This window comes from Pseudomonas sp. JV414 (genome assembly GCF_032424305.1).
GTDB lineage: Bacteria > Pseudomonadota > Gammaproteobacteria > Pseudomonadales > Pseudomonadaceae > Aquipseudomonas > Aquipseudomonas lini.
On record NZ_VYKC01000003.1, the window covers coordinates 159,250 to 185,569 of the forward strand.

Here is a 26,320-nt window from a genome sequence, read left to right on the forward strand (position 1 = left end):
CGTAGAGCCGCAGACCAAGCAAAAAAATCAATATATATTTCTTAGTAACACAATTAATATTTGTGAATGATCAAAGAACTGAAAACACTTATCGCCGTCGCGCGGGAAGGCACTTTTGCCGCTGCCGGCAACAGGATCGGACTGACCCAGGCCGCCGTGAGCGCCCAGATGCAGCGTCTGGAGGCCGAACTCGGTTTCCAGATTTTCGACCGCAAGGGCCGCTCGGCTCACCTGAACAGAATGGGGCATCAAATACTTCTGCAGGCGCAGGAGCTGCTTCGCCTTTATGACAATCTGGGCTCCACCACGGTTGGGCTGCCGGCCAGCGTGCTGGTGAACATCGGCGCCATCGCTTCCGTGCAGCGCTCGTATTTACCGGATGCACTCGCCAAATTTCACCAACAATGTCCGCAATGCCGAACCCGTGTGGTCCCGGGTCTGTCGATGGAGTTGGTCAACCTGGTGGATGCCGGCGAGATCGACATGGCGGTGATCATTCGCCCCCCCTTCTCGCTGCAAAGCGATCTGCGCTGGACGACCCTGGCCCTTGAGCCCTACCGGCTGATCGTTCCGCGCGATGTGCCCGGAGAAGACTGGTCGGCACTGCTTTCCAGCCAACCCTTCATTCGCTACGACCGATCATCGTTCGGCGGCAGGCAGGTCGATCGTTTCTTGCGGCAGATGCATTTCACCTTGCGTGAAGTGTGCGAGCTGGATGAATTAGAGGCCATTATCAAGCTGGTCGAAAATGGCGTCGGCGTAGCGCTGGTGCCGCAGACGGCGATCCATCAGGACTGGCCCGCCGGGGTGCGTGTGCTGGACCTGGGGCAGCACACCTTCCACCGTGATATCGGCCTCGTCCATCGGGCTAGGCAAAGCTTTACCGAGCCGGTACGGGTACTGGCCCAACTGATCGTTGAACAGGTTCAGAGCGGCTACGAATAAGCCCCAATCATCCACTTCACTTTTTCCAGCGCCTCGCGCAGTGCGCCCATCTCCACAGAGCCCAGCGCCAGGCGAAACGCGTGCGGGACGTTGGCCGAGGTGGCAAACGGTTCAGCGGTTGAAACCGACACATTTTCGCGCATCAACGCCATGGCGATCTGATCGGCCCTTGCGTCTTCCGACAATGGCAGCCACAGGAAATACGACGATGGATGGCGAATGCAGCGCAGCCCCGCCAGTACTTCGCCGGCCACGACTTGCCTCGCTTGCGCGTCCTGGCGCTTTTCAGCCTCCAGTTGCATGACGGTGCCGTCGTCGAGCCATGCAGTGGCGATTGCCGTCATCACGCCCGGGGTATTCCAGGTGGTCGCTTTGATCGTGCGCTCCAGCGCGGGCACGTGTTGAAGGGGGGCGACGACGAAGCCGACACGCAATCCAGTGGCCACACTCTTGGAGAGCCCTGACACGTAAATCGTCCTCTCGGGGGCGAGTACCGCCAGCGGCGCGGGGGGATTTTCCGCCAGGAAGGCGTAAGCGGCGTCCTCGATGATTAATAGCCCGTGCTGGCGCGCAATCGTCACCAGGCACTCGCGTTGATCGGCACTCATCACCCACCCCAGCGGGTTGTGCAGGGTCGGCATCGTGTAAACGGCCCGCACGCGTCTATGCCGGCACAGGCTTTCCAGTGCTTCCAGATCCGGGCCGTGATCGAGCACCGGAATGGGCACGATTTCCAGGTGCAGTGAATCGGCCAGAGCCTTGAATCCTGAATAGGTCAACGCGTCCGCTGCAATCACGTCACCGGGTTGCAACAGCGCCATCATCGTCACGGCCAGCCCCTGCTGGGCACCGGTGACGATCAGCACCTGCTCCGCCTCAACCGTCAGGCCGCGGACGCGCAGATGGCGCGCCACAGAGGCGCGTTCATGCGGGCGCCCGGCGTGTGGCTGGTAGCGCAGCAGCGATTCCAGATCGCCGGCCGATGCGAGTTGGCGCAGGGCATTTCGCAACATTTCTGTCTGCCCGGGAAGCGCTGGATAGTTGAAGTTCAGGTCCGTCATGCCAGCGGCAACGCTATGCTGGTCGATGTTCTGGCCTGGCGACCAGGAGGTTTCCCTGACAAAGGTACCCCGCCCCATCTCCCCGCTGACCAGCCCCATGGCTTCCAGCTCCGCATAGACCCGAGAGGCCGTCACCAGGGCCAGGCCTTCCGTTGCCGCCAACTGACGGTGGGTCGGCAAGCGAGTGCCTGGCAACAGTCGCCCTGAGCGGATGTCCGCCGCAAATTCATCCACCAGTGATTTGTAGCGTGAACGAGACATGCGCAAGTGTATCCATGACAATATTTTGATTGTATTGAGTTTCGTCCATACGATGCCTCCCATGCAACCGGCATAAAGGGAGTCCTCAATGGAACGCACATCGAACCTGCAACAGCACACCTCGGAAAAGACCGCGAGCGGATGGCTCAACGGGTTCATTGGCGTGCTCATCTTCAGCGGCTCGCTGCCCGCGACACGGGTGGCCGTTCTGGAATTTGACCCGGTCTTTTTGACGGTTGCCCGGGCCAGCATCGCTGCCATTTTGGCGCTGTGCATGTTGCTGCTTTTCAACGAAAAGCGACCGGCCAAGAGTCAGCTTCTCTCCCTGGCAATCGTGGCGCTGGGCGTTGTATTGGGGTTTCCGCTGCTGACTGCGCTGGCGCTGCAATATGTGACGTCTGCGCATTCCATTGTCTTCGTTGGCCTGTTGCCACTCGCCACGGCAGCCTTCGGCGTCTGGCGCGGGGGCGAGCGTCCCCGGCCGGTTTTCTGGTTTTTCTCGGTGCTGGGAAGCCTGCTGGTGGTGGGGTTTGCCGTCTCCCAAGGCCTGACCGCCTCTCCTGCGGGGGACATCCTGATGTTGCTGGCCATCCTCGCCTGCGGGCTGGGCTATGCGGAAGGCGCGAAGCTTTCAAGAACACTCGGCGGCTGGCAGGTGATTTCCTGGGCCTTGGTGCTGTCGTTGCCCGTCATGATTCCGCTGACCTGGTTTCTGGCCCCACCTTCGCTCTCGGGAATAACGCCGACCGCATGGTTCAGCCTGGCTTATGTCTCGCTGTTCAGCATGTTTCTCGGCTTCGTATTCTGGTACCGCGGGCTGGCCCAAGGCGGGATTGCCGCCGTCGGTCAGCTTCAGTTGCTACAGCCGTTTTTTGGCTTGGCGCTGGCGGCCACATTGCTGCATGAGCAAGTCAGTCTTGGCATGTTGGGTGTGACTGTTGCAGTGATCCTTTGCGTGGTCGGTGCGCGCAAGTTCTCGAAATAGACGGCTTGCAATCAAAAACCGACTGTTGGTCGGCCTCAGGGCCGCAGGAATACTAACCTTTTAAGGTAAGGCCTGAATCTGTCGTGATGGACCGGCCTCCAAGCTGTTCCCGGCCCACCGCAGTACTCGATAGGAGGAACGAAAAATGGCCAATGTCGAGAAAAAAATGCCGGTACACACCGACGACGAAAAAACCGATCAGCAACCGATGGCGACAGACCCTTGGCGTCCTCTGGAAAAACTGCGCCAGCAGGTCGATCACCTGTTCGAAGACTTCAATCGTGGCTCGGGGCTGACGCCTTTCCGGCGTGGTCTGTTTGATGTCGAACCGTTCTGGAGTCGGGAATTTATCAGTCGCAGCCTGCCTGCGGTGGACATTACCGAGAAGGAGGAAAGCTTCGAAATCACCGCTGAATTGCCAGGCATGGATCAGGAAAATATCGACATCAAATTGTCCAACGGCAATCTGATCATCAAGGGTGAAAAGAAAGAGGACAAGGAAGAAAAAAGAAAGGGCTATCACTTGTCAGAGCGTCACTATGGCTCCTTCCAGCGGGCGTTCAGCCTGCCCAAAGGCGTCGATGCCGACAAGATCGAAGCCAATTTCAGCAAAGGCGTGCTGAGTATTTCGCTGCCGAAGAAGCCCGAAGCCATGAACGCGGACAAAAAGGTGCAGATCAAATCAAGCTGAATCGTCGAGACACTTCGCGCAAAAAAGCCCCTTGTCGGGAAGCCGGCACGGGGCTTTTTTGCCGTGGTCTAAAAAATAACCGGGCGGGCGCGGTTAATGCCTGTCAGTTAGTCCGAGTGGGAGCGGGCTTGCTCGCGAAGGCGCCGGGTCAGCCAACATCAATGTTGAATGACACACCGCTTTCGCGAGCAAGCCCGCTCCCACAGGTTTCGTTCCTTAACTGACCGGCAACTTGGCGGCGGCGCGGTATGAACGACCCTGCGTTCCCACGCTGAGCCAAGGCCATGAAAAAGAACGAACAGTGGAACCTGTCCTACTTCGCGATCGCTTTTATCGTGCTGAGCCTCATGCAGATATTCGTTGGCGAGCGCCAGGCCGTGCAGCCCCTCCCCTACAGCCAATTCCTGCAATTGTTGAACGAGCAAAAAGTCAGTGATTTGCGGGTCGACAAGGACCAGATCAGCGGCAAGTTGCAAGAGCCCATCGACGGGCGCGAGCGGTTCTCCACGGTGCGGGTCGATCCGGCGCTGGCGACCGAACTCTCTCAATCGGGTGTCGGTTTTACCGGAACCACCGAAAACACCTTTATGAACAGCCTGTTGGGCTGGTTGTTGCCGTTTATTCTGATCATGGTGTTCTGGAATTTCCTGTTTCGCGGGATGGCGGACAAACAAGGTCTTGGCGGGCTAATGAATGTCGGCAAGTCCCGGGCCAAGGTGTTTGTCGAACGCGATACCGGAGTGACCTTCGCCGATGTCGCAGGCATCGACGAAGCCAAGGCCGAGCTGGTGGAAATCGTTTCGTTCCTCAAGGACAAGGAACGATACGCACGCTTGGGCGCACACATTCCCAAGGGTACCTTGCTGGTCGGCCCGCCTGGCACCGGCAAAACCCTGGTGGCCAAAGCCATCGCCGGTGAAGCCGGTGTGCCGTTTTTCTCGATCTCCGGCTCCGAGTTCGTCGAGATGTTCGTCGGGGTCGGTGCGGCCCGGGTGCGCGACCTGTTCGAGCAGGCACGACAGGCGGCGCCCTGCATCATTTTCATCGATGAACTGGACGCACTGGGCAAGATGCGCGGCGTCGGTACGCTGGGCGGCAATGACGAAAAAGAACAGACCCTTAACCAGTTACTGGCCGAGCTGGATGGCTTCGATCCCCGGGAGGGCGTCGTGTTGCTGGCCGCGACCAACCGGCCGGAGGTCCTCGACCCGGCGTTGTTGCGGGCCGGCCGCTTCGACCGGCAGATTTTGATCGACCGCCCCGATCGCAAAGGGCGGGAGGCGATCCTCAAGGTTCATCTGCAGAAAATCACCGTGGAGCCAGGGCTCGATGGTGCGCGTATTGCCGAGATCACCACTGGCTTCACCGGCGCCGACCTGGCCAACCTGGTTAACGAAGCGGCCATTGTCGCCACCCGACGCGGCGCCGAGGCGGTCAGCCTGAACGATTTCACCGCGGCGGTAGAACGCCTCATCGCGGGGCTCGAACGCAAGAGCAGTCTGCTCGACCCCGACGAGCGCCGGGTGGTGGCCTATCACGAAATGGGGCATGCCCTGGCCGCCAGCACGCTGCCGGCGATGGATCCGGTGCATAAAGTGTCGATCGTGCCCCGCGCCATCGGCTCGCTCGGCTATACCCTGCAACGACCGACCGAGGATCACTTCCTGATCAGTTGCCAGACGCTCAAGGACCGGATTGTCGTGCTGATGGCCGGGCGCGCCGCCGAAGACCTTGTCTATGGCCAGATCTCCACCGGGGCCGCCGATGATCTGGGCCGCGCGACCGATATTGCCCGACAACTGATTACCCGGTTCGGCATGAGCGCCGAACTAGGACAATCGGTGCTGGAGCGGCAAAACGCAACGTACCTGGGGGATCGCATGACCACACTGGGCGAGAAAGACTATTCGGAACAAACCGCCCGGGAAATCGACCTGGGTATTCGCGCCCTGCTCGATGAAGCCTACCAACGGGCCAAGGCATTGCTGCAGAGTCGCCGGGCCGACCTGGATGAGGGCGCCCGCCTGTTGCTGGAAAAAGAAACGCTCACACCCGAGGAATTCCCGCCTCTGCTGCCGCTCAAGCCTGCCCCGGCATTACCGCGACCGTAAGACCACTGATCGCCGTTCAATGTTTTTCCGACGCTGTTCGCCAACAACGCTAGGCTTACAAACAATGTGGTGATTATCGCCATTTTGCAGGGAGCGCAAAAATGGAAATCATTAACCGTTGGCAAAACCTCCCGCTCAGGATCGCTCAGGGAGGAATGCCGCAATGAAGCTTTCCAATCATTACAAATGGACTGCCCTGGGCGCCATTGCGCTAACCCTTTTCAGCGTACTGATATTTTTGCTGATCAAATCATTTTCCTACGACACATCGACCTACTTCGAGTCGCGCGATTTCGTTCGCCAACTCAAGCAGTTCGATGCCAATTGGAACGTGAAGATTCTGCGAGCAAAAATCGGCCTGACCGACAATTTGTTTCTGGGAGCGCCCGCTGAAGCAGAACAGCGATGGGCGCAGCTCGACAACCTCAATACGACCGGCCCCCTCTCGACACTTTGGCAAACCCGACGCCAGGGTTATCTGGATGCGGTAGAAAACAAAACCCGACTGGTTGAGCAATTCAAACAGCACAACACGGCCTTGCGAATATCATTCGAGGCCCTGCCTGAGCTGGAAGATAATATTCGTGTGTTACTGGAGGATTCCAGCAACACACGCCCGTCGGTGGGTGCTGCGGTACTCTCAGTGGTGTTCGATGTTACGTTGGACACCCTTGAATACGCCCTCTATGTCTCCAGCGAAAGGGCTGAGGAAATCTCCGGACATCTGAAGTATCTGGATGAATACATCAATCAACTGCCGCCCGAACAGCGCCCGCCTTTCACTGCTTTTGTAGACGCGGTGAATGCCATTGTTCGAGAACAGCCCATCGTCAATGATCTGCTTGATCGCATCAGTGTGATTCCGGTCGGACGGCAGTTGGACAGCATCACCGAACTATTGAACGAGAAACAACGGCGCACAGGCGCGACAGACCGCCAATATCACCTTTACCTGGGAGTATGCGCCGGCATCATGGCGCTGCTGTTGTTGTATCTGGCCGGCCGCCTGATTCGCAGTTATGCCCTGATCAACAAGATGAACAATGAGTTGCAAACGGCAAACGAGCGACTGGAGCAACGCGTCGAGGAACGCACCCGCGAGTTGATCGAGGCCGAGCGCGAACTGGTCGATGCCGCGCGAATGGCCGGCATGGCGGAAATCGCAACCAATGTGTTGCACAACGTCGGCAATGTGCTGAACAGCGTTAACGTCTCGGCAGATTTGATCACCCGCAAATTGGCGATGAGCAAAACCCTTGGCTTGGGCAAAGCGGTAAACATGATGAACGAACATGCCGAAGACCTGGGGCAGTTCATGACCTTCGACGACAAAGGCAAACTGCTTCGCGGTTACCTCAATCAACTGGTCGACTCCATTGCGACCGAACAATCGAGCATCGTTGACGAACTGTCACAACTCACTAAAAGCATCGATCACATCAAGGACATCGTTTCCACTCAACAGGCGTATGCCGGCGCGGCCAGGCTGGTCGAGCCGTTGAACGTTGTCGATCTGTTCGAGGATGCGTTGCGCATGAATTCCGGCGCGTTGAGCCGGCACCATGTCGTCGTCACCAAGAACTATCAGGACACGCCAACGATCATCGGCGACAAACACCGGCTGCTGTTGATCCTGATCAACCTGATCAGCAATGCCAAATATGCGATGTCCAAGGTCAGCGACCATCAGCGCCACATGACGCTGGGCGTCAAGATTATCGATAACACAACGCTGCGCCTCAGCGTGGAGGATCAGGGCGAAGGGATCGCTGCCGAGAACATCGCCCGTATCTTCAATCACGGTTTCACCACGCGCAAGGAAGGCCACGGCTTTGGCCTGCACAGTTGCGCGCTCGCGGCGGTAGAGATGAACGGGCACCTTCGCGTCCATAGCGATGGGCCAGGTCATGGCGCGGTTTTCACCCTGGAGATTCCGCTGGAGACTGCTAATGCATTGCCGACTGCTGGAATGTCAGTCAGTTAAGCGCAAAACCTGTGGAAGCGGGCTTGTGTGGCGAGGGGGCTTGCCCCCGTTGGGTCGCGAAGCGGCCCCAAAACCTGCAATTGCGGTGTATCAGGTACACCGGATGCAATGGTTTTACGACTGCTACGCAGCCGAACGGGGGCAAGCCCCCTCGCCATACAAGCCCGCGGCCACATGAAGGGCGCAGTCGCCCCGCCATCACGCCAACGAGCCTACCCCACCAAAACCATCAACTGTTGGCGCTGCGCATCCGTCAGCATCGGGCCGAAACCCGCACCGGCGTTTTCCGCCATGTAGCGCGGGTTGCTGGTGCCGGGGATGACACACGTCACCGCCGAATGAGCCAGCAGGAATTTGAGCGCCAGTTGTGCCCAGCTATTGACCCCCACTTGCGCGGCCCATCCCGGCAGCGGTTTGCCTTTCAATCGAGCGAGCAAGCCACCGCCGCCGAAAGGCCGATTGCAAATCACTGCCACGCCACGCTCGCGACATAGCGGCAGGATTCGTTTCTCCACACCGCGGTCGTCCAGGGCATAGTTGATCTGCAAAAAGTCCAGCGGCTCGGCTTTCAACACGGCCTCCACTTCGTCGTACGCCGACGCTGTGTAATGGGTGATGCCGATGTAGCGGATGCGCCCTTCTGCCTTCCATTCGCGCAGGGTGGGCAGGTGGGTTTTCCAGTCCAGCAGGTTGTGAATCTGCATCAGATCGATACGGTCGGTCTGCAATAGCTTGAAGGACTGTTCCATTTGCGCGATGCCTTCTTCGCGGCCACGGGTCCAGACCTTGGTGGCCAGAAACGCAGGCGAACGAGGCCGATGGATCGACAGCAATTCACCGGTCGTCTGCTCGGCGCGACCGTACATCGGTGAGCTGTCGATCACCGTGCCGCCCTTCTCGAACAACGCGATGAGCACGGCGGCCAGTTGCTTGTAGGCCGCGTCGGAAGGCGCGACATCAAAGCCGCGATAGGTGCCCAACCCGACCATGGGTAACGGCTCGTTGCTGGAAGGAATGGCTCGGGTCAGCATGTTCTTGCCTCCTGTTTCCGTCGACGGCGCCGATACGGCAAAGGCCGGATCGAAGGTGAAGACCGCCGAAACACCGGCAGCCAACGTGAGTATTTTTCTACGCGTGAAGACAGCAGGATCGGTCATGGAATTCCCCCTGGCTGTTCATTCATGGTCGCCCTTTGCTCTTGTCGTCTGGCCAGCCACAGACATAACCAGCCCCACAGCCCGGCAAACGGCACGATCACTACCGCTACCAGCCCAAACCCCGCGCCCAGCGCCGTCAACCCGGCGGAGAGCCAGCCACTGGCCGCATCGCCGCCGCGATACACCAGGGTTTCGATCACATTCTTGGCCTTGTACTTTTCCTCGCGGCTCACCACCGTCCACAGCACTTCTCGCGCCGGGCGCACGATGGCGAACTCGACGGCGCGGCGCAGCCCTTGCGCCAGCGCGACGGTTGTTGGCACGGGTGCCAGGGCCATGGCGCTAAACGCCACGATCGTCGCCAACGGCAACGCCACCAACGCCCCACCGATGCCGATCAGACGGATCAATGGTGCCGTCAGTAGCAATTGAAATAGCAGGGTCAGCGCCGACACGATCAAATCGACGACGGCGAAGAATTGCGTCCTGCTGGCCACATCAGCATAGCTGCCAGCCACAATCCGTCCCTGTTCGAAATACAGCAAAGTCGCGGCACTGGTGTGCAACAGCATGAACAGCACCAGCCCCATCAGATAACGCGAGCGCAGGATCAGCGTGACCCCGGCCAGCACGCTGCCGCCCATGCGCCGCTCATCCAGCCAGCGGCTGCCGGACTGCGACGCTGTGCGCGACAACAGCGCCCGATAGCAACGCACCGCACATTCCAGCAGCACGGCCGCCGCAACGGTCAACGCCACCGGCCCAAGATTTGTGGCCATGGTCGCGGCCAGCAACGGCCCGATGAACGTGCCCAGGGTTCCACCCGCCGCAATGAAACCGAACAGCCGCCGCCCTTGCTCGCTGGAAAAGCGGTCGACCAGCACGCTCCAGAAAATCGAAACGATGAACAGGTTGTAGATGCTGATCCAGACGAAAAACACCCGTCCCACTGTCACCGGCGCAATGCGCTGAGCGATCAACACGCCAAACACCAGCATCGACAAGGCAATCAAGCGGTAGATCAACGGCACGAAGCGCATGGCAGGCAGCCGCGAAACCAGCGCGCCGAACAGCGGCACCATCACCAGCATCACCACGAACGTGGCCGTGAACAGCCATTGCAACTTGTCGGCACCGCCCTCAAGGCCCAAGGCATCGCGCAAGGGTCGTACCAAGTAATAACTGGCGAGCACGCAGAAATGGAAGGCGAAACCCAGCATCAGGGCCGTTCGTTCGGACGGCAGAACCTTGACCCATTTCAGCGCGTCGGTGACCGTCATGGCACAGGCCCCGGATACAAGCGTCGACTCTTGGACATCGGTGCGCCCCCGTGCGGCAACTATCGATGGACTACACTCTGACAACGCTCAAGCGATAGCCGTCGTCAGGCCCAGAGCAGTGCCATGCAGTCCACTAAACTTAGTCGAATGTCGCGAACCCTGATGTCTCTCTTCGCATTCATTGCCGTTGCGTACCTGGTGCTTTGCGCCGCGCTGTTCGTGTTTCAACGCGCCCTCATCTACTACCCGCAACCCCGCGCCATCGACGCACCCGAAACGCTGCTCACGCTGCAAGTCGCCAATGCGCAGGTGTTGGTGACGGTCAGGCCGCACGACGGACCGAAGGCGTTGATCTACTTCGGCGGCAATGCCGAGGACGTTTCCCGCAGCCTGCCCGAGTTCTCGCAGGCCTTTGCCGATCATGCGATCTACTTGCTGCATTACCGAGGCTACGGTGGCAGTTCCGGGTCACCATCCGAGGAAGCGATACAGCGCGATGCCATGACCTTGTTCGACAGCGTCTACAACACCCATCCCACTATCGCCGTGGTCGGGCGCAGCCTGGGCTCGGGCGTTGCCGTACGCCTCGCCAGCCAACGCCCGGCGTCGCGGCTGATCCTGATCACGCCCTACAACAGCCTTGAAGACCTCGCCGTCCGCCAGTTCGGCTGGTTCCCGGTGAAGTGGCTGTTGCAGGACAAGTTCGAATCCTGGAAATACGCCGCTCATATCACCGTCCCGACGCTATTGATCGCGGCCGAGCACGACGAAGTCATACCGCGCTCAAGCACCGAGCAGCTTTACACGCATTTCGCCAAGGGCGTGGCCACGCTGCAGGTGATACCGGGCACGGGCCACAATTCGATATCCGAGAGCCCTCAGTACCTCAAGCTGCTCGGCGCCGCGTTGTGAGTCAGGTGTAGGCCAACAATCGGCCGCAAAGCACCACCGTGACCCATAACCCCATCGAAAGCACCGCCTGCACTTTTGCAATGGCCGGTGCCGCGACGCCTGTGTTCCACTGGCTGACTGAACGGTATACCCCGACGTGAAAAAGGGCTGCGTTGATGCCCGCCGTAGCGATCAGGCTCAGCTTCAAAATGAAAATATTGTTGGTGGCGAAGTCATGGGGATGGGCGGTAAACATCATCAGGCCAGCGGGTACGATCAATACCAGGGCAGCGACGGACCATCTCAGCAGATGGCGAGCCAGCGCCGTCACCGCAATATCCTTGGACAGGCCAAGCACCCGCAGATCGAACATGACCACTGAGCCCACAAGCACCACGAAGCCAATGATGTGAACCACCTCGACGATCGGGTAAAGCCACAACTCTCCTCGCATGGCCCACCCAAGTCGCGAGTCATCCAGCCAGTCCAGCCAGCTTTGCGGACCTGAGCCACTGGCACTTGTGGTGTCCATCAGCGCAACTCGGTGGTTTTATCGCCGATGGTGATGCGTTCCGCTCGCAGTTCTTCGGGTTTGTTTCGATTCGGATAACCGACCACCGTAGCCGTCGTACCGACATTCAGCATCTCCTTCGACAGCCCACGGTTCTCCATGCGCGATGGAGGGGCCAGAACGATGATCCACGTCTTGTCGGCTGTTTTGAGACGCAGAAGCCCGTGCGGATGGGAATAGCCGGATTCCTCGATCGTTCCGTTCAACTGCATGGATTTGCTGGAGTCATACTCACTCCAGCCGTGATGAGCGAACGCCGCAGTGGCCACCAGCAGTAATGACAGTCCAATGCTTCTGAGCAAGGCTTTCATGATGCGGTCCTCCTGTTTTATCTGGAGCTGGTGGTGCTACGACAACGGTGGTTGGCAGGTTTCTTCATTGGTGAGACGAAAGTGTGGGCTAATCGTCGGGAAGGAAACACATGGTCTACATCGCTCACTGGGCTCTGGACGAGACTTAATCTCACTTTGGTTTTGTGCTGGATGGGCTGGTCTCATCGCGGGCAAGCCCGCTCCCACAGGTATCTGCTTTGACCAAAAGGTTTGTGAACGACACCGATCACTGTGGGAGCGAGCCTGCTCGCGATGAGGCCCGCAAGAACACCCTCAAACATAACCGCTGGTTTACTCGTCAGCATTCAGCGCATAAAACTCATGCAACTTGGCCTGCAACAGTTTCTTGTCAGGCAGCTGAGTCTGATATTCCGCGATCAATGCGGGCGAAAGTGAACGGTTCAGGGCGTACTCGACGACTTCGTCATCTTTGCTGGCGCACAGCAAGACCCCAAGCGCCGGGTTTTCATGGGGCTTACGGACGTTGCGATCCAACGCCTCAAGGTAGAAGTCCAGCTTGCCGAGATATTCTGGCTCGAAACGCCCGACCTTGAGCTCAATCGCCACCAGGCAATTGAGCCCGCGATGGAAGAAGAGCAGGTCCAACGCAAAGTCGCGACCGCCAACCTGCAACGGGTATTGAGAACCCACGAAACAAAAGTCACGCCCCAGCTCGATCAGAAAATCCCTGAGCCTGCGCAGTAACCCGCCATGTAAATCGGCCTCGACATGACCTTGCGCCAAGTCGAGAAACTCGACCATGTAGGTATCCTTGAACACGCTCAAGGCTTCGGGATGTGTTTGCCTCATCAACGATGATACTTTTGCGGGATTGATGACGCTACGCTCAAACAGAGCGGCTTTGAACTGGCGCTCGAGCTCCCGGCTCGACCACTTCTCCTGAATCGCCATGCGCAGGTAAAACTCGCGCTCCTCCGGGCGTTTGCTTTGGTTGAGAATGATCAGGTTTTGGGTCCAGGGCAATTGTCTCAGCAGTGCTGAGACTTTTGCATCGTGCCTGTACGCCTCGTAAAACTGGCGCATACGAAAGAGATTCGGTCGGGTAAAACCACGCAATCCCGGCTGAGTACGCGCGAGGTGATTTGCCAGTTGAGCGACCACTCCATCCCCCCACTCCGCCGCTTCGATCTTTCGGCTGATGTAAGCCCCGACCTGCCAGTGCAGTTCAATCAACTCGGTATTGACTGCCTGCACCGCTCGCTGCCGGGCGGTGATGATGAGTTGCGTGATTTCGTTAAAGCTTGCACCAACGGGCGGCGCAGTTGAACTGAGGTCATTCACGTGAAGGCGTTCCTGTTTAGTAGACGACCTTCTCTAGTACTCCTCACCTTGAAACAATAAAAATCACGAAGTGTTTCGGCGTGAAACAGTGTCATGTGATTACGGAATTGGTCAGCAGCCTGCTGACCAATTGTGCTGACCATATTCAAGCAATCGGGCAGCAACCTGCTGCCCAATTCAATTGTGTCAGCACCGCTGTCACAATTACCCCCTCACGGATAACTAAACCCCTTAACCAACGTCAACTCCCCCACCGCCCGCATCGGCACCAGGAACGTTTCCATCTTCTCGTTCGGCGTTCCCTCTTCCGTAATCACCGTAATCTGTGCCGTAGTCAGCGGCTGAACAGCCTCTTCCTGCCCCTCCTCATCACTGCGATACCCACCACCGTAGTAGTTCACGTACACCTGATACTGCCCCTTGATCGGCGCCGGCATGGCAAAGATTTCCGGGCCGTAGCCGGTGGTGACGTCGACGTCGAGTGCGCCGCCGTTGGCCGCGACGCGGTCGCCGTACCAGATGTGGCCACCGTCAGGCGTGACGACATGCAGATCAAGGTCGGTGCCGTCGCTGTCCCAAGCCAGCAGTACTCGCAACTTGGCAGGGGTGGCGCCGCCGCTGGTGTTGAGGAATTGGGTGCGATGCCGCTGTTGACCATCAGGGCTGCGGACTTCAACGCTGTTGCTGCCATTGGGGAATGAGAACGGGCGATCGTAGCGGCCGGCGGGGTCGATTTTCAGCGGCATGCTGACGCCGTTGACGATCAGTTTGCCGGGCTCATTGCCCTTGGGTGTGGATTTGATCTGGCCGGTGATGCGAGCGGTCTTGGCCTGCCCCACCGGTGTGTTGACCGAGGACGCCGGGTAATTAACCGTCTGACGAAAGTTTTCGCCTTCGCCTTCGGGCGCGCCCGTGCGCCAGCCGCCGACGGGGGTGTCGAGTCTGACCGCGCTATCGGTGGCGAACGTGGTCGGCCATACGCAAAAAGCACAAAGGAACAGGAGGACCTGTGGGTAACGGAGTTTCATGGCCTATTCCAGCAAGAGGTGGCGGGCGAGCCCTTCGATGTAGGTTTCATCCTGGCCGTTGGGGTGTGCTTCGAAGGCCAGGTGCAGGTATTCATGAGTCAGGTCGAGGCGGTCTTGCAGCGACAGCACGCCGCGCACGTAAATGCGCTGGCGTTCGCGATCGACAAAAGGACGGCCGAAGGCCAGGCGGCAGACGGCGAAGGCGTTGACTTCGTTGTAGCCAACTTCGCTTTCCAGCCGTGGTCGCCAGCCGCGGCGTTGCTTTTTCAGCCAGTCTTGCGCGGCGGGCAATGCGTCGCAGGAAGCGACGGGATTGTCCCAGCGGCTGAGGCTCGCGCGCGGGTAAGCGTGCAGCAGGATGGCGTCGTAGCGTTGACCGGCATTGGCCTGTTCGACGGCTTGCAGCCAGGAGAGCTTGTCCGGTCCCGGTTGGTCGGAGTGATAGGTGACGTTGCTGCCGGCGAGTACCAGATCGCTGGTCCACGCGGCGATGTTGCGCGATTCGGTGGCGGCTGGGCGTGGGGCGACGCGCTGTCGACTGCTGCTGTCATCGATGCTCAGGCAGTCGCCGTTGCGGGTAGCGTTTTGCAGCAGGTAGGTGCGGATCGCGACGCTCAAGGCTTTGGCGGCTTCGGCGGGTTCCGGTCTGGCTTCGCGCTGCAGGACGCGGGCGACGTATTCTTCGCGGTCCAGACGGGCGACGAGTTTGTCTTTGAGCAAGAACAACTCGCCGTCGCTGTGGATATCGAGTTGATTGCCGTTGGCGAACTCAACGCGATAGTCACCTTGCAAAGGACCGGGCGCTAACACGCGATCCCCCGACAGTACGCGCTTCAGCGGATAACGTGCGAACAGGCCGACCTCGACGCACTTCCCCGCCTCCGCTGGCCATGACGAAGGCAACACCGTCGCCAGTGCCGGACCGTAATTGCGCAAGACCATTTGACTGGTGCCGCGCCCGCCGGCCCAGATCGGCGTGCCGTCCGCCGTCCAGCCAGCGAACCCGCCCTGACGCGATGAAGGATCCAGATCCCCCAACCAGCTCCAGGTTTTCACCCGCAACCGACCACCGAGTTCGCCCACGACATTGCCGTCAGCCGCATTCAGCACCACATCGAGCAACACCCGCCGCGCCTGATCCTGCGCCGGCATCACGGCCAATACCTTCAACAACTCAGCCACCGAAACCCGGGTCTGCGGTTGCAACGACGGCAAGTCCAGCAACCACTTCGGCGCTTGTCTCGCCTGCCAATACTCGCGCCACTGCGCGCCAGCAATGCCCAGACGCGCAGGCTCGAAATACAACCCGCAAGACTTCACCAATGCCTGATCGCGCTCAATCCTGCCGCCCGCCGTGCAGCAATACACTTCTTCCTTCGATTGCCCGCGACACTCATAAGCCGGTTCCCGCGCGCCGGTGTCCACCAGCCAACCGTAGACAAACAGCTTCCACAAACTACCCAGCGGCGTCTGCACATCAGCAGGCAATGGCTCACGCGAGATCACCTGCGTCTGGCTCAACGAAAGCAATTCACCCTTGAAGCCCAGGCGCAACGGCTCGTCCTGCGCTGTCGCCAGCGCAGGCATCAAACACAACAGCCACCAGACCAGACGCCGGGTCATGTCAGTGAACCGTGACCTGACCGAGTGCCGGCTTCTGTTCCTGAGCCTGGTTCTGCGGTGCGTAGACTTGAGTGAAACGTACCGGCGGCAGGCTGAACTGACCTTTTTGCGAGAAACGCACCAGATGACGCAGGCGCAATTCACCGCTCAAGGCATCCACCGGGATCGCGTAGGCCAGTTGCCCCGGCTCGAAACGGGCCTTCTCCAGCGAGGTCGGCTCGGTGCCGGCCTTGCCCATCAGCTTGATGCCCCACGTGGTGCGCTCGACGTCCGCGCCCGGTGGCAGCGGCACTTCGAGCATGCCGTAGCGCAGCGGTTTCGCAGCCTTGCTGGTGATGATCACTTCGTCCAGGTACAGGCTGTCGCTGGACAGCGGTTTGCTGCCGACGGCTTCGAGTTTGAATTCGAACGCTTCGTCACCCGGCACCAGACGCGACAGACGACGAGTGATGGTCACGGCCATCGGGGCCACTGGCGGTTGCTTGCTCTGGAAGCTCAACGCGGCGCGAAGCGGGCGTTCTTGCTCCCCGGTCAGCGACAACACTGTCGGCACGGGCGCAGCCCCCTGCCACGTCCAATACATCTCACCGGTAGCACTGTGTTGTTTCTTCCAGCCTTCACCCGGTGCCAGCGCGATGGTGGGCGAGGCCTGCTCGATGCTGCGTTGCAGCCAGGTCAGCGCCAAGGCGCGTTCCAGGGTCGATTGCTGTGGCAACAAGCGTTGCAACAGTGCTTGAGCGTGAGCCTGATCGAAGGCTTGCAGAGACAGGTTCAAGGCTTCGACAAACGGTTGAGAGCTGACGGCCACTTGTTGTTGCGCAACTTCCAATTGACCGTTGAACGCCGACGGCAGATTGACCTTGGCCTGACGCGCCAACGAGGCGGTCAGCACTCGAGCGCTGGCCAGGCCCAACGCCGAATCCGGATCGCTCATGACCAGGCTCTCTGCGCCATCGTCCATCATGCTCGCCGCATGGCCTTCGCCGGCTTTCACCAGATCGTCGATCAAACCGCTGAGCAGCGTGTTCACCGGCAATTGCATCTGCTTGGCAAACGACAGAATCAACGCCCGCTGCAACAGCGGCGTGTTCTGCGCTTGTTTGGCGTACACATCCAGCACCCGCTGCCAATGCTCCGGCGGCAGGCTCAGTTCCAGCGCTTTGCTGGCGTGCCAGTCGGCGTAATAGGCGTAAGCGGTGAGGAACGCATCCGGCTCACCGTCGTAGCCCCACCAAGTGAAGCTCGCCGACGGGCCGGCCATTTGCACCAGCCGCAGACGGCTGTTCTGCATGATCAGACGCAAACGATCGCGGATCTGCGGGTTCGACGACAAGGTCGGATAAGCGATGCTCAACGGCAGCAAACGACTGGCGGTCTGTTCGACACCGCCGTACGGATAGCTCAGCAGATCATCAAGCGCCGAACGGAACAGCGCTTGCGGGCTGTCATCCAGGCGCAGGCGAATATCCGTGGCGTCGGCCGGCAAGGTCAGCGGCGTATCACCGCTGGCCACGTCCAGGCTTTGGCTCTGAGTCACCTGCCAGCCTTCGCCGGTCGCGGTCAGGCGCACCGCCAAGGCATCAGCGGTTTTGCCGTCCTGCACCAGCTCGGCGGTCCACTCGCCATTGGCCACTGTGAACGCCGGCAATGCGATGTAGTTGATGCCGTTGTTCAACGTGACCGGCACCCGTTGTTCGGCGCCAGCGTAATGAATCACCAGCTCAGCCTTGACCGGTTTCTCGGCCTGACTGAAAGCGAACACACCGAGATCCGGTTTGTCGCCGTTGCGGAACTTGCTCGGGCCGCTCCACTTCAGGTACAGCGGTTTTTCCGAGCGAACAAATTGCTTCTTCTGCCCGACCTGACCGTCATCGGCAATGGCCCGAGCAGTGATGCGCCAGCGGGTCAGCGAGTCCGGCATTTTGAAGGTGAAGCGGGTTTTGCCGTTGGCATCGGTGATCAATTCAGGCTGCCACGCGGCGGTGTCGACGTCTTCGCGACGTGGCCGCTCCAGCACTTTCACGCCACGCTCGCTGCGGTTGGCTTTACCCGGTGCGCCTGGGCTGCCCGGCAATGCCACGTCGTAGCTGATGAACGACAAACTGGCACTGGTGCGCACGTTGTTGCGGCGTGGGTGATAGAAGAATTGGTCGATGGTCGGCGCGACTTCCGGTTGCAAGGCGTAGACCATTTCATCAACCACACTGACCGTCAGGTGCGCCGGAATCGGCTTGCCGGCGAACTGCGTGGTCAGGTCAACCGACACGGTATCGCCTGGCTGATACGCCTCTTTATCGGTGGTGATTGCCACGTCGATTTGCGGCGCAACCACTTTGATGCCGGCGTTCTGGAAGCTGTATTGGCCACCCTTGGTGTAAAGAACCGAGAACGTCAGGTTCGGCGCGAAGTTGTCCTTCACCAGGATGCGCGCGCGGTATTGGGTGTCGCTGATTTTTTCCATCTTCAGCCAGTCGCTGCCCTTGGACAGCAGCGCAGTGGCCTCGACCTTGTCACGCTCAAGCGACAACAACGCATCGATAATCGGCTCGGGGAAAGTGATCAACGCGAGGGCTTCGTCGCCGGCCTTGTACTCGGGTTTATCGAGTACGATTTCCACGGTGCCGGGCACCGCTTTGACGCCATCGCCAGTGACCGAATGACCGGTCGCGCCCAGTACGCGGCCGTGATCATCTTTCAGCGTCAGGTTGTAAGTGCCCGGACGGTCGAAGGCCAGCGCGAAGCCTTTATCTTTGGCGGCGAGTTTACCTTCGCCAGTGGTCTGATCTTCGAGTCGCACCCAGCTGTAGCTGCTCGGGTTGACCGCTTTGCTCTGCTCGCTGCCACCTTCGTTGGCATAGCTGAATGCAACCTTGCCGCCCACCGCGCTGAACCGCTGCGGCGCGCTCAAGCGGAAACTCGCAGCACCACGGTCGATGAGGATTTCCTTGGTGGTTTTGACCCGATACGCCGCACCATCGCTGGCGAACACGGTGAGCATGTAGCGGCTCGGTTTCTCGGCAGCGGGTAGATCAAGGCTCGCGTTGCCTTTGGCGTCAGTGGTCAGTTCGGCGCTGGTCAACTCCACCGGGAATTGCCCGAGGTATTGCAGTTCGTTATCGACCATCGACAATTGTTGGGCGCGCAGGCTCAGGCTCAACTTGGCATTCGCAACAGGTTTGCCGTCCGGGTACAACAACACCAGACTGCCCTTCACCGGTTCGCCGGTGCGGTAATCCTGCTTGGCCAGGTTCAGGGAAATCTCGAAGTGCGGCTTGATGTATTCAGCGACACGGAAGGCACTGCTGTAGGCCTGATCCTTGTAGTTGAAACGCAGTTCATAACCGCCCGCCACCGCGTTGTCCGGCAACTGGAAGCGACCCTGAGTGCCGGCCTTGGAATCGAGCTTCAGCGCCAACGATTGCAGCGCGGTGCCAGTGGCGTCGAGTACGGTGACGTTGACGTCGGCAGCGGTCGGCGCCACGGAATCCCGCGCATTCTTGAACTCGCGACCGACGATTTTCAGCGACACCCAATCCCCCGGCCGATACAGCGGTCGGTCGGTGAACGCATAGAGTTTGGTGTCGTAGATTTCGCTGTCGTAATAGAAGTTCTCGGAGACGAACACTCCGCCCTCTTCGTCCTCGCCAATCACGAACGAACGCTCCGGGCTGACGTGTTTCAGACGCAGCAAACCATCGGCATCAGTTGCGCCGCTGCTCATCACACCCAGGCCGTCGGTCCACAGCACATTGACCTTGGGCACCGAACTGCCTTCGTGTTTGCGCGCGGCCCACACCAGCAATTCATCGCCGGCAATCTTGCTCACGGCCACGGTGTTGGAGACGAAAACCATGGTGGTCGCGCGGTACTTGCCGATCAACGCTTCCACCAGATACAGGCCCGGTTTCAGGTTGCCCAACGGAATGTACACGTTGCCCGGCGAGACACTGACGAACTCGCTGGAAGAACCGGCCAGATTCACACCCTCAGGCGGCTGGATCGGTTTGGCTTGCCACAGCGGATAACGGAATTGACTGACCACCGGCAGGCCCGGAATCAACGCGAACTGGGGCTGAGCGTCGTAAGGCGTTGGTGCGGCGATGGCGGTACCCATCTTCAGTTCCGGCACTTCCTCGGTGACTTGTTTGCGCGACTCGTAGGAAAACGCCCGCTGCATTACTCGACGGGATTTGCGGTACCAGTTATCCCACAGGTACGCGAGGGTGTTCGACAGGCCTTCGCCCTTGAACTGGCCGTCACTGACCACGCGGTGCAGGTTCTTCTGGCGCTTGAGAAAATCCAGCGGCTTGTCGATGCGATACACACGAATGTCCGCGCCGCCGTAAGGCTCCATGCGGAACCGGCGGTAATCGCGGCCCGGCGCTTCGAGGCGAACCATCGCCTGCTCGTCGCTGGCGAAACTGCTGTCGGCCAGCAGGAAGAAACTCTCACCGGTCACCGGCGTATAGCCGCTCGGCTCGACGGTGTCTTCGGCATTGACCGTGGTTAAAGGCGCCAGCAGAGCCAGCAGCAGTGGAATTCGAGAGCAAATGCGCAGCATGCGGGCACCGATCATTGGGAGAGGAAGTTCAGTCGATAGACGCCGATGAAGTTGGGGTTGGCTGCGTCGGGTATCCATCGGGTGTCCTTCCATGTCATGAGTTGTTGCAGGCTTGCGGAGCGCATGCCGTTGTCAGTGGGGGTGGTAGTGCCGGTGTGATAGGCGATGAAGCGGCCCATCCAGATCATCAGGTGCTGGTCGTCACCCTGATCGAAAAACATCAGGTCGCCGGGCCGGGCCTGGGACAGGTCACGGCCGATCAGATGACTGTTGAACTGAATCAGCTTGATCGCGTTGACGTAAGGCCCGACCTTGCCACCACCCTGCTGCCATTGCTGGGCGAGGCCGCGCTGGGCGTCGCTCAATTGCAGTTCCGGCGGCAGGTAGCGATTGGACAGGCCATTGCTGCGCAGCCATTTGTCGTCATGGACTTTCAGCGCTTCGTTGGCGGCAAACCGCACCAGCCCGGCGCAATCCTGCTGATACCAGCGCGGGCTCGGGCCTTGGGTCAGTTGTTCCTGGGCGATGCGCACGAACCAGGCGCGGAATACCTGGGATTGCTGCGGGTCGAGCGCCGGGGCTTCGCTGGCAAAGGAACGAGTCCCCAGCAGCAACGCCAACAGGCCGAGGCCTCGGATAAGTGCGGTCACAGGGCTTTCCACTCCAGCGGCAGCCACTGCCAGTGGCCGTCGGGCTCGCTGCCTTTAGGCAAGGTCAGGGCATATTTGCCATAGCCGCCGAGGGTGCGCAGTTTCGGGATCAGGTAGGTTTGCGCGGCGTTGTAGAACACCGGCTCCATGTCCTGCGGCAGGCTGTCGAGGGTTTCCTGTTGCATCAGCTGCGCCATGGAATCCGGGCCGAAATAGATCGGCATCAGCAGGTCTTTCGGCACTACGTCAGCCATGGGCGGGAAACGCTTGTCGAGGGTGCCGAGGGCTTTGTCGACCAGTTTGTCGTCGAGGGAAAACAGCAGCGTCGAACCGTGGCGCGCCAGGCTTACGCGCATAAAGGCTTTGCCGGTGATCGCGTCGGGTTGCTCGGCATCCTTGGCTTTATAGGGACCGAAGTTGGAGCTGACCTGACGCTGCCACTGATGGGTTTGGCCTTGCTGTTTTTCGACCACCGGGAACGCCTGATCAGGGACTTTGCCTTCATAGGCGCCGACCATCGAGCCGAACAGATTGCCCAAGTCGCCGTCGAGTTTGGCGCTGTCATCATCATTCAGGCTCGCCACCAGCAGCGGCGTGTACAGCCGCGAGTCGGCGTACCAGCACAGGCCGGCGGCACCGGCCATGTGTTCGGTCAGGGCCTGGGCCACGGACTCTTCGGCGCCGAGTTTCACCAGCAGCGGTTTCTGTTGTTCGGCGGCCAGTGGCAAGGTCACGCAGGCGCTGGCGCCCATGGGCATGGCTTGCCAGATCGGTTTGAAGTCGAAGTCCGGCTGGCTTTCCAGTTCGTCCATGGCCAGAAAGCTGTGCCAGCCCTTGTCGTCCATGTCAAAACGCAGGCCGGCGAAGTTCGGGATGAAGCGCTGGTAACCCATGGCCAACACGCTGGAATTGACCGAGAGGCGCTGTTTTACCTCGGGCGTACGCGGTGGCAGGCCGAAGGCTTCGGGGAACAGTTTCTGGCCGCCAAGTAACGCTTCCAGGGACTCCGTCGAGACCATGCCGGGCTCATCGACCGGGCCGTGTCCGGTCTCGTACAGCTTCGCCGGGTTGGACAACACCACCAGTTTGTCGCCATGGGACGCGAACAGCAGCGCTTTGCTGTTGTTGTAAGTGAGCTGATACAGCGGCACCACATCGCCCGCGACCTTGATTTCACTGAGCCGGCTCAACTGCGTATCACCCAGCGCCACTTTCGCCAGCGGCTCCAGCACCTTGGCCAGCCCGCCGCGATCCATCACCAACAGGAAATCCTTGAGACGCCCATCCGCCCCGCGCCACAGCGCCACATCCGCCGGCTGATCGAACAGCTGCTCGATAAGGCTGTCCTGCAGCTTCAGGTCATGCTCGTAAATGATCCGCCGCAGACTGCCAATCAGCCCAAGGCGATCCGCATGCGCTTCGTAATAGAAGACGAAATCTTCGGTCAGGGTTTCCTTGAGAAACGGCACCGCCAGCAGATCCTTGGGCAACTGGCTCAGGGAATGGGTTTCGAGCAAACCGTCCGGTCGGCTCATGCCCAGTTTGTCACTGGCCAGTTCCGCAGGCGGAGCCTTGGGTTTGTTCAGGAACCACCCCAACCCGCCCGCCACGCCGGCCACCAGGCACAGCCCGACCAGCAGCGCTGGCCAACGGCGAGGAGTTTTTGCAGCGGGTGCGTCAGCGGCCGGGGAAACAGTCTTATCACTCATGTTCACAAACCCAATTCATCCGTGGTGCGGGATGTTTAATAGTTGAAAGTCTTGACCAGCAGCAGGTCGCCGATCGCCCGCAAAGGCACGATGAAGGTCTCGCGTTTTTCGTCGACGGTGTTTTCGTTGAGCACCAGATTGATTTGCGAGGTGATCACCTCGTTCTGGTTGCTGGTCTCATCGAAGTTATAGCCGCCACTGCCGAAGTTGCCCCAATAGTTCACGTAAACCAGATAAGTGCCATGCATCGGCGCGGTCATGGTGAACATTTCCGGGCCGGGGCCATCGACCCCGTCCGGGTCCAGGCCGCCGCCATTGCTCATCGCCGGGCGAGCCCAGAACGCATGCTGGCCGTCGGGCGTAATGATGTGCAGATCGAGTTCGGCCTTCGGATCGTCCCACCCCAGCACCACGCGAATTCGCGCCGGCGTGCGCAGGTTGTTGGCTTCATAGAATTGAACGCGCTTGAGCGACTTGCCCTCGGAACTGCGCACTTCGACGCTGTTGGACCCGGCGCCGAACGCATACGGCCGGGCAAAACGTCCTTGGTCGTCGGTGTACAAATTCAGGGGATTGCCGTTGACCGCCAGGCTGTGCGGCGGCCGAAGCGTGCCGAGGGCCTTGAGCTGGCCTTCGATCATCGTGCGATTGCGCTGCACGCCCCGATCGATGGGCGGCGTGGGATAAGCAACTCGAGGGTTTTCACTGCGGTCCAGCAGGCCGTGATAGCGCCAGCCACCCACCGGCTCCGACAACTCGGCCGTGGGCTCGGCCCAGGCAACCTGAGCGCAGACCAGCGTGATCAGCAGTGAAAGAACACAACGCATGTAACGCCTCCTGCCATGCATAACGAAACCTGGCGCCCAATCCTCGGCGCGGTGTTTGACTTTGACTGTTGGACCGTCGGGCTTCAAAAAATGAGGGGCCAGACGCCTAATGCCCGTTAAGGCACGGAACCTGTGGGAGCGGGCTTGCTCGCGAAGACGGCGGCACATCCAGCATTGCTGTCGCCTGATACACCGCTTTCGCGAGCAAGCCCGCTCCCACATGGATTGCGCTTAACTGACTGGCATTGGGCCAGAGGCCGGCAATATAACATTGCCAGCCGTCCATTTTTCCGCTCTTTTTGTGAACCAGACGGTCTTTTTCCGATAACCCGATCGTCGCCCCCGCCACCCTCTCGCGCATTCAGGGTCTTTAATGGTTGCAGGATTCCAAGCCACCGCAGCCCACTGCACACGCATCGGGAGACTGGTCATGAAAATCGTCGTCATTGGCGGTACCGGGCTGATCGGCAGACACCTCTGCAAAAACCTGCAAGACCTGGGACATGAAACCCTGGCCGCCTCACCAAGCACCGGCGTCAACGCCCTCACCGGCGAAGGATTGCAAGAGGCCTTACAAGACGCCGACGTGGTGGTCGACGTGGCCAATTCGCCCTCCTTCGATGACGCCGCCGTGCTCGAGTTCTTCGAAACCAGCGGGCGCAACCTGCTCGCCGCCGAGAAAACCGCCGGCGTCAAACACCATGTCGCCCTGTCGGTGGTGGGCACCGAGCGCATGCTCGACAGCGGTTACTTCCGGGCGAAAATGGCGCAGGAAACACTCATCAAGGACTCAGGCATTCCCTACACCCTCCTGCGGGCCACGCAGTTCTTCGAATTCATCGGGGCGATTTCGCACTCGGGCGTTCAGGACGGCGATACCGTGCGCCTGACCACCGCCGAGCTACAACCGATTGCCGCGGTCGATGTCGCGACGGCGCTGGCGAAAGTCGCCGTGCAAGCACCGAGCAATCAGACCCTGGAAGTGGCCGGTCCTGAGCGCTGGCCGCTGGTGGAATTCGTGCGCCTGTTTTTGCAACATACCAACGATCCGCGCCAAGCCCAAGCGGACGACACGGTCCCCTACTTCGGCGCGCCAATCGATGACCATTCGCTTACGCCGGGAGAACACCCCATCGTCGGGCCGACGCGCTTCGAGACCTGGCTCAAGAGCAGCGTTTGATACTCAAATGGGTAATTGCACAGACTTGCCCACCCATTTGCATTCGACTGACCAGTCATTTGCATCGGAATTGACCATCACGCTTCGTGACCATGAGCGGCAGAGAACGGCCAGAAGCGGACGGTCAGTGACCCGCAAGCACAGCAACGAATCCTCTGCCCGTTTACGGCGATTCGTCACTCTAGCAACCCCGCTGCCGCCGCTCACTGGTTCAGGAACTTGATGACAGCACCGGCGAACAGTTCTGGCTGATCAAGCATGACGAAGTGAAAACTGCCGTCAATGCGCCTGAAGCTGATGTTTGGGGTCGAGACATAGGCGTTACGGAACATTGCATCAACGTGGGACGCATGTACGCCGTATAGCAGGTCGTAGGCATAGACGACCTCGACCGGCACCCTGATGCGTCCAAGCTCAGGCCGGAGGTCGGTGACCATCAGTTCATACGTGGCATTGGCCATGGTCTTTCGGTCCGAGCTTATTCCCGCTGCGGCCAGGCCAGGCCTGACCGCTTCAGTTTTGGCGAGACGGGCGATGGATGCATGCTGCATCGCTTTCGCCTGCTCAGGCGTTGCCGCTAACATTGCAGCGCGCATCGCAGCAGCGTGCGGGGTCGCCGTTTCACTGGTCGCGGAGGGGTCAAACAGCAACGTATAAAAGGGCAGCGCATCGACAATCATCAGGCGTCCAACTTGGTCGGGATGACGAGCACCTAGCATCAGTGCCACCTCACCACCCAACGAATGACCGATGATGACCGGCGCCTCGATGCGCTGGCTTCGGATATATTCAGCGATTGCCTCGGCCGTCGGCGCTGCTACTCTCCCATCTGGATCGGATACGGCAGGCGAGCCGGCAAAGCCAGCTACCTGTACCAGATGGAGACGGTGGCTCTGCCGTAATCGGGAGGCCAAATCAGCCCATACTTCGTAGGACGACGCCAATCCTGGAATTAATATAATGTCTGTTCCCGAGCCTTGGACCAGCACCGAGATACCACCCTGGTTGATAGTTCCTGGCGGCAGGGACGCAGGCTGGGCTGGTGATGTTGACACCAGCGCCAACGTGGTGCCGATCCCAGCAAGGATCATTCCCACACGCATGACGTTCCCCTTTTAGCGCAATGCGAAGTGACATTTACGATGTCACGGTCGCCAATCACACCGACAAG

20 protein-coding genes are annotated in these 26,320 nt (G+C 59.8%); 7 read left to right on the forward strand and 13 right to left on the reverse strand.

Annotation, left to right across the window (positions count from 1 at the left end; translation table 11 throughout):
- Window positions 1-66 precede the first annotated feature (66 nt).
- Window positions 67-945 (forward strand): LysR substrate-binding domain-containing protein, encoded by an 879-nt coding sequence (locus F6R97_RS05455; RefSeq protein ID WP_315866196.1) that lies wholly within the window; start codon window positions 67-69, stop codon window positions 943-945.
- On the opposite strand, the gene F6R97_RS05460 is transcribed toward F6R97_RS05455, so the two are convergent.
- The gene (locus tag F6R97_RS05460; protein WP_315866197.1) at window positions 936-2,267 is read right to left on the reverse strand and encodes a PLP-dependent aminotransferase family protein; all 1,332 of its coding nucleotides are present in this window, start codon (window positions 2,265-2,267) and stop codon (window positions 936-938) included. The two genes, F6R97_RS05455 and F6R97_RS05460, sit on opposite strands and share 10 nt — an antisense overlap.
- 88 nt (window positions 2,268-2,355) lie before the next feature.
- Between F6R97_RS05460 and F6R97_RS05465 the strand changes: the two genes are divergently transcribed.
- The 4 genes from F6R97_RS05465 to F6R97_RS05485 all read left to right on the forward strand — a co-directional run bounded on the left by F6R97_RS05465 (window position 2,356) and on the right by F6R97_RS05485 (window position 8,038).
- Complete coding sequence (locus F6R97_RS05465) at window positions 2,356-3,252, forward strand: DMT family transporter (RefSeq protein ID WP_038982685.1); 897 nt, start codon at window positions 2,356-2,358, stop codon at window positions 3,250-3,252.
- Window positions 3,253-3,397: 145 nt separating this feature from the next.
- The gene (locus tag F6R97_RS05470) at window positions 3,398-3,943 is read left to right on the forward strand and encodes an Hsp20/alpha crystallin family protein (RefSeq protein ID WP_315866198.1); all 546 of its coding nucleotides are present in this window, start codon (window positions 3,398-3,400) and stop codon (window positions 3,941-3,943) included.
- Window positions 3,944-4,227: 284 nt separating this feature from the next.
- Window positions 4,228-6,054, forward strand: a complete 1,827-nt coding sequence (gene ftsH, locus F6R97_RS05480) for an ATP-dependent zinc metalloprotease FtsH (RefSeq protein WP_315866199.1) — start codon at window positions 4,228-4,230, stop codon at window positions 6,052-6,054.
- A gap of 163 nt (window positions 6,055-6,217) precedes the next feature.
- Window positions 6,218-8,038 carry a DAHL domain-containing protein gene (locus tag F6R97_RS05485; RefSeq protein WP_315866200.1) on the forward strand — a complete coding sequence of 607 codons (1,821 nt, stop codon included), beginning with the start codon at window positions 6,218-6,220 and terminating at the stop codon, window positions 8,036-8,038.
- Window positions 8,039-8,250: 212 nt separating this feature from the next.
- Here the strand turns inward: F6R97_RS05485 and F6R97_RS05490 are convergent, their stop codons facing one another.
- Together F6R97_RS05490 and F6R97_RS05495 are read right to left on the reverse strand one after the other, a co-directional pair.
- Entirely contained in the window at window positions 8,251-9,069 is an 819-nt protein-coding gene (locus F6R97_RS05490; protein ID WP_048397174.1) for an aldo/keto reductase, read from the reverse strand.
- 122 nt (window positions 9,070-9,191) lie between these two features.
- The gene (locus tag F6R97_RS05495) at window positions 9,192-10,475 is read right to left on the reverse strand and encodes an MFS transporter (protein ID WP_315866201.1); all 1,284 of its coding nucleotides are present in this window, start codon (window positions 10,473-10,475) and stop codon (window positions 9,192-9,194) included.
- A 123-nt stretch (window positions 10,476-10,598) separates the two neighbouring features.
- Here F6R97_RS05495 and F6R97_RS05500 point away from each other — a divergent pair, with 123 nt between their 5' ends.
- A complete protein-coding gene (locus tag F6R97_RS05500) occupies window positions 10,599-11,387 on the forward strand; it encodes an alpha/beta hydrolase (RefSeq protein ID WP_315866202.1) in 789 nt (262 codons plus the stop codon).
- 1 nt (window position 11,388) lies between these two features.
- Here the strand turns inward: F6R97_RS05500 and F6R97_RS05505 are convergent, their stop codons facing one another.
- The 9 genes from F6R97_RS05505 to F6R97_RS05545 all read right to left on the reverse strand — a co-directional run bounded on the left by F6R97_RS05505 (window position 11,389) and on the right by F6R97_RS05545 (window position 23,969).
- Window positions 11,389-11,898 (reverse strand): DUF6644 family protein, encoded by a 510-nt coding sequence (locus F6R97_RS05505; RefSeq protein WP_038982692.1) that lies wholly within the window; start codon window positions 11,896-11,898, stop codon window positions 11,389-11,391.
- Entirely contained in the window at window positions 11,898-12,248 is a 351-nt protein-coding gene (locus F6R97_RS05510) for a DUF6152 family protein (RefSeq protein WP_315866203.1), read from the reverse strand. The genes F6R97_RS05505 and F6R97_RS05510 overlap by 1 nt, the downstream gene beginning before the upstream one ends.
- 312 nt (window positions 12,249-12,560) lie before the next feature.
- A complete protein-coding gene (locus tag F6R97_RS05515; protein WP_050681539.1) occupies window positions 12,561-13,571 on the reverse strand; it encodes a YhcG family protein in 1,011 nt (336 codons plus the stop codon).
- A gap of 212 nt (window positions 13,572-13,783) precedes the next feature.
- A complete protein-coding gene (locus F6R97_RS05520) occupies window positions 13,784-14,599 on the reverse strand; it encodes a YfaP family protein (protein ID WP_315866204.1) in 816 nt (271 codons plus the stop codon).
- Window positions 14,600-14,602: 3 nt separating this feature from the next.
- Entirely contained in the window at window positions 14,603-16,222 is a 1,620-nt protein-coding gene (locus F6R97_RS05525) for a DUF2300 domain-containing protein (RefSeq protein WP_315866205.1), read from the reverse strand.
- A 1-nt stretch (window position 16,223) separates the two neighbouring features.
- Window positions 16,224-20,798: an alpha-2-macroglobulin gene (locus F6R97_RS05530; RefSeq protein ID WP_315866303.1), complete on the reverse strand. Its 4,575-nt coding sequence runs from the start codon at window positions 20,796-20,798 to the stop codon at window positions 16,224-16,226.
- Entirely contained in the window at window positions 20,795-21,433 is a 639-nt protein-coding gene (locus tag F6R97_RS05535; RefSeq protein ID WP_038982697.1) for a DUF1175 domain-containing protein, read from the reverse strand. The genes F6R97_RS05530 and F6R97_RS05535 overlap by 4 nt, the downstream gene beginning before the upstream one ends.
- Window positions 21,430-23,142, reverse strand: coding sequence for a DUF2138 domain-containing protein (locus tag F6R97_RS05540; protein ID WP_315866206.1), 1,713 nt, complete (start codon window positions 23,140-23,142; stop codon window positions 21,430-21,432). Before F6R97_RS05540 ends, F6R97_RS05535 begins: the two co-directional genes overlap by 4 nt.
- Before the next feature lie 35 nt (window positions 23,143-23,177).
- Complete coding sequence (locus F6R97_RS05545) at window positions 23,178-23,969, reverse strand: YfaP family protein (RefSeq protein WP_008008415.1); 792 nt, start codon at window positions 23,967-23,969, stop codon at window positions 23,178-23,180.
- 430 nt (window positions 23,970-24,399) lie between these two features.
- Between F6R97_RS05545 and F6R97_RS05550 the strand changes: the two genes are divergently transcribed.
- Window positions 24,400-25,149, forward strand: a complete 750-nt coding sequence (locus F6R97_RS05550) for an SDR family oxidoreductase (protein WP_315866207.1) — start codon at window positions 24,400-24,402, stop codon at window positions 25,147-25,149.
- A gap of 203 nt (window positions 25,150-25,352) precedes the next feature.
- Here the strand turns inward: F6R97_RS05550 and F6R97_RS05555 are convergent, their stop codons facing one another.
- Entirely contained in the window at window positions 25,353-26,252 is a 900-nt protein-coding gene (locus tag F6R97_RS05555; RefSeq protein WP_048397195.1) for an alpha/beta fold hydrolase, read from the reverse strand.
- Between the last annotated feature and the right edge of the window lie 68 nt (window positions 26,253-26,320).

What these genes read in the sequence shown, in the direction of transcription:
- F6R97_RS05495 (WP_315866201.1), bottom strand. Translation starts at nt 10,475, where the DNA reads ATGACGGTCACCGACGCGCTGAAATGGGTCAAGGTTCTGCCGTCCGAA.
- F6R97_RS05545 (WP_008008415.1), bottom strand. Translation starts at nt 23,969, where the DNA reads ATGCGTTGTGTTCTTTCACTGCTGATCACGCTGGTCTGCGCTCAGGTT.
- F6R97_RS05485 (WP_315866200.1), top strand. Translation starts at nt 6,218, where the DNA reads ATGAAGCTTTCCAATCATTACAAATGGACTGCCCTGGGCGCCATTGCG.
- F6R97_RS05525 (WP_315866205.1), bottom strand. Translation starts at nt 16,222, where the DNA reads ATGACCCGGCGTCTGGTCTGGTGGCTGTTGTGTTTGATGCCTGCGCTG.
- F6R97_RS05455 (WP_315866196.1), top strand. Translation starts at nt 67, where the DNA reads ATGATCAAAGAACTGAAAACACTTATCGCCGTCGCGCGGGAAGGCACT.
- F6R97_RS05530 (WP_315866303.1), bottom strand. Translation starts at nt 20,798, where the DNA reads ATGATCGGTGCCCGCATGCTGCGCATTTGCTCTCGAATTCCACTGCTG.
- F6R97_RS05550 (WP_315866207.1), top strand. Translation starts at nt 24,400, where the DNA reads ATGAAAATCGTCGTCATTGGCGGTACCGGGCTGATCGGCAGACACCTC.
- F6R97_RS05510 (WP_315866203.1), bottom strand. Translation starts at nt 12,248, where the DNA reads ATGAAAGCCTTGCTCAGAAGCATTGGACTGTCATTACTGCTGGTGGCC.
- F6R97_RS05505 (WP_038982692.1), bottom strand. Translation starts at nt 11,898, where the DNA reads ATGGACACCACAAGTGCCAGTGGCTCAGGTCCGCAAAGCTGGCTGGAC.
- F6R97_RS05500 (WP_315866202.1), top strand. Translation starts at nt 10,599, where the DNA reads ATGCAGTCCACTAAACTTAGTCGAATGTCGCGAACCCTGATGTCTCTC.
- F6R97_RS05470 (WP_315866198.1), top strand. Translation starts at nt 3,398, where the DNA reads ATGGCCAATGTCGAGAAAAAAATGCCGGTACACACCGACGACGAAAAA.
- F6R97_RS05465 (WP_038982685.1), top strand. Translation starts at nt 2,356, where the DNA reads ATGGAACGCACATCGAACCTGCAACAGCACACCTCGGAAAAGACCGCG.
- F6R97_RS05555 (WP_048397195.1), bottom strand. Translation starts at nt 26,252, where the DNA reads ATGCGTGTGGGAATGATCCTTGCTGGGATCGGCACCACGTTGGCGCTG.
- F6R97_RS05490 (WP_048397174.1), bottom strand. Translation starts at nt 9,069, where the DNA reads ATGCTGACCCGAGCCATTCCTTCCAGCAACGAGCCGTTACCCATGGTC.
- F6R97_RS05460 (WP_315866197.1), bottom strand. Translation starts at nt 2,267, where the DNA reads ATGTCTCGTTCACGCTACAAATCACTGGTGGATGAATTTGCGGCGGAC.
- F6R97_RS05540 (WP_315866206.1), bottom strand. Translation starts at nt 23,142, where the DNA reads ATGAGTGATAAGACTGTTTCCCCGGCCGCTGACGCACCCGCTGCAAAA.
- ftsH (WP_315866199.1), top strand. Translation starts at nt 4,228, where the DNA reads ATGAAAAAGAACGAACAGTGGAACCTGTCCTACTTCGCGATCGCTTTT.
- F6R97_RS05520 (WP_315866204.1), bottom strand. Translation starts at nt 14,599, where the DNA reads ATGAAACTCCGTTACCCACAGGTCCTCCTGTTCCTTTGTGCTTTTTGC.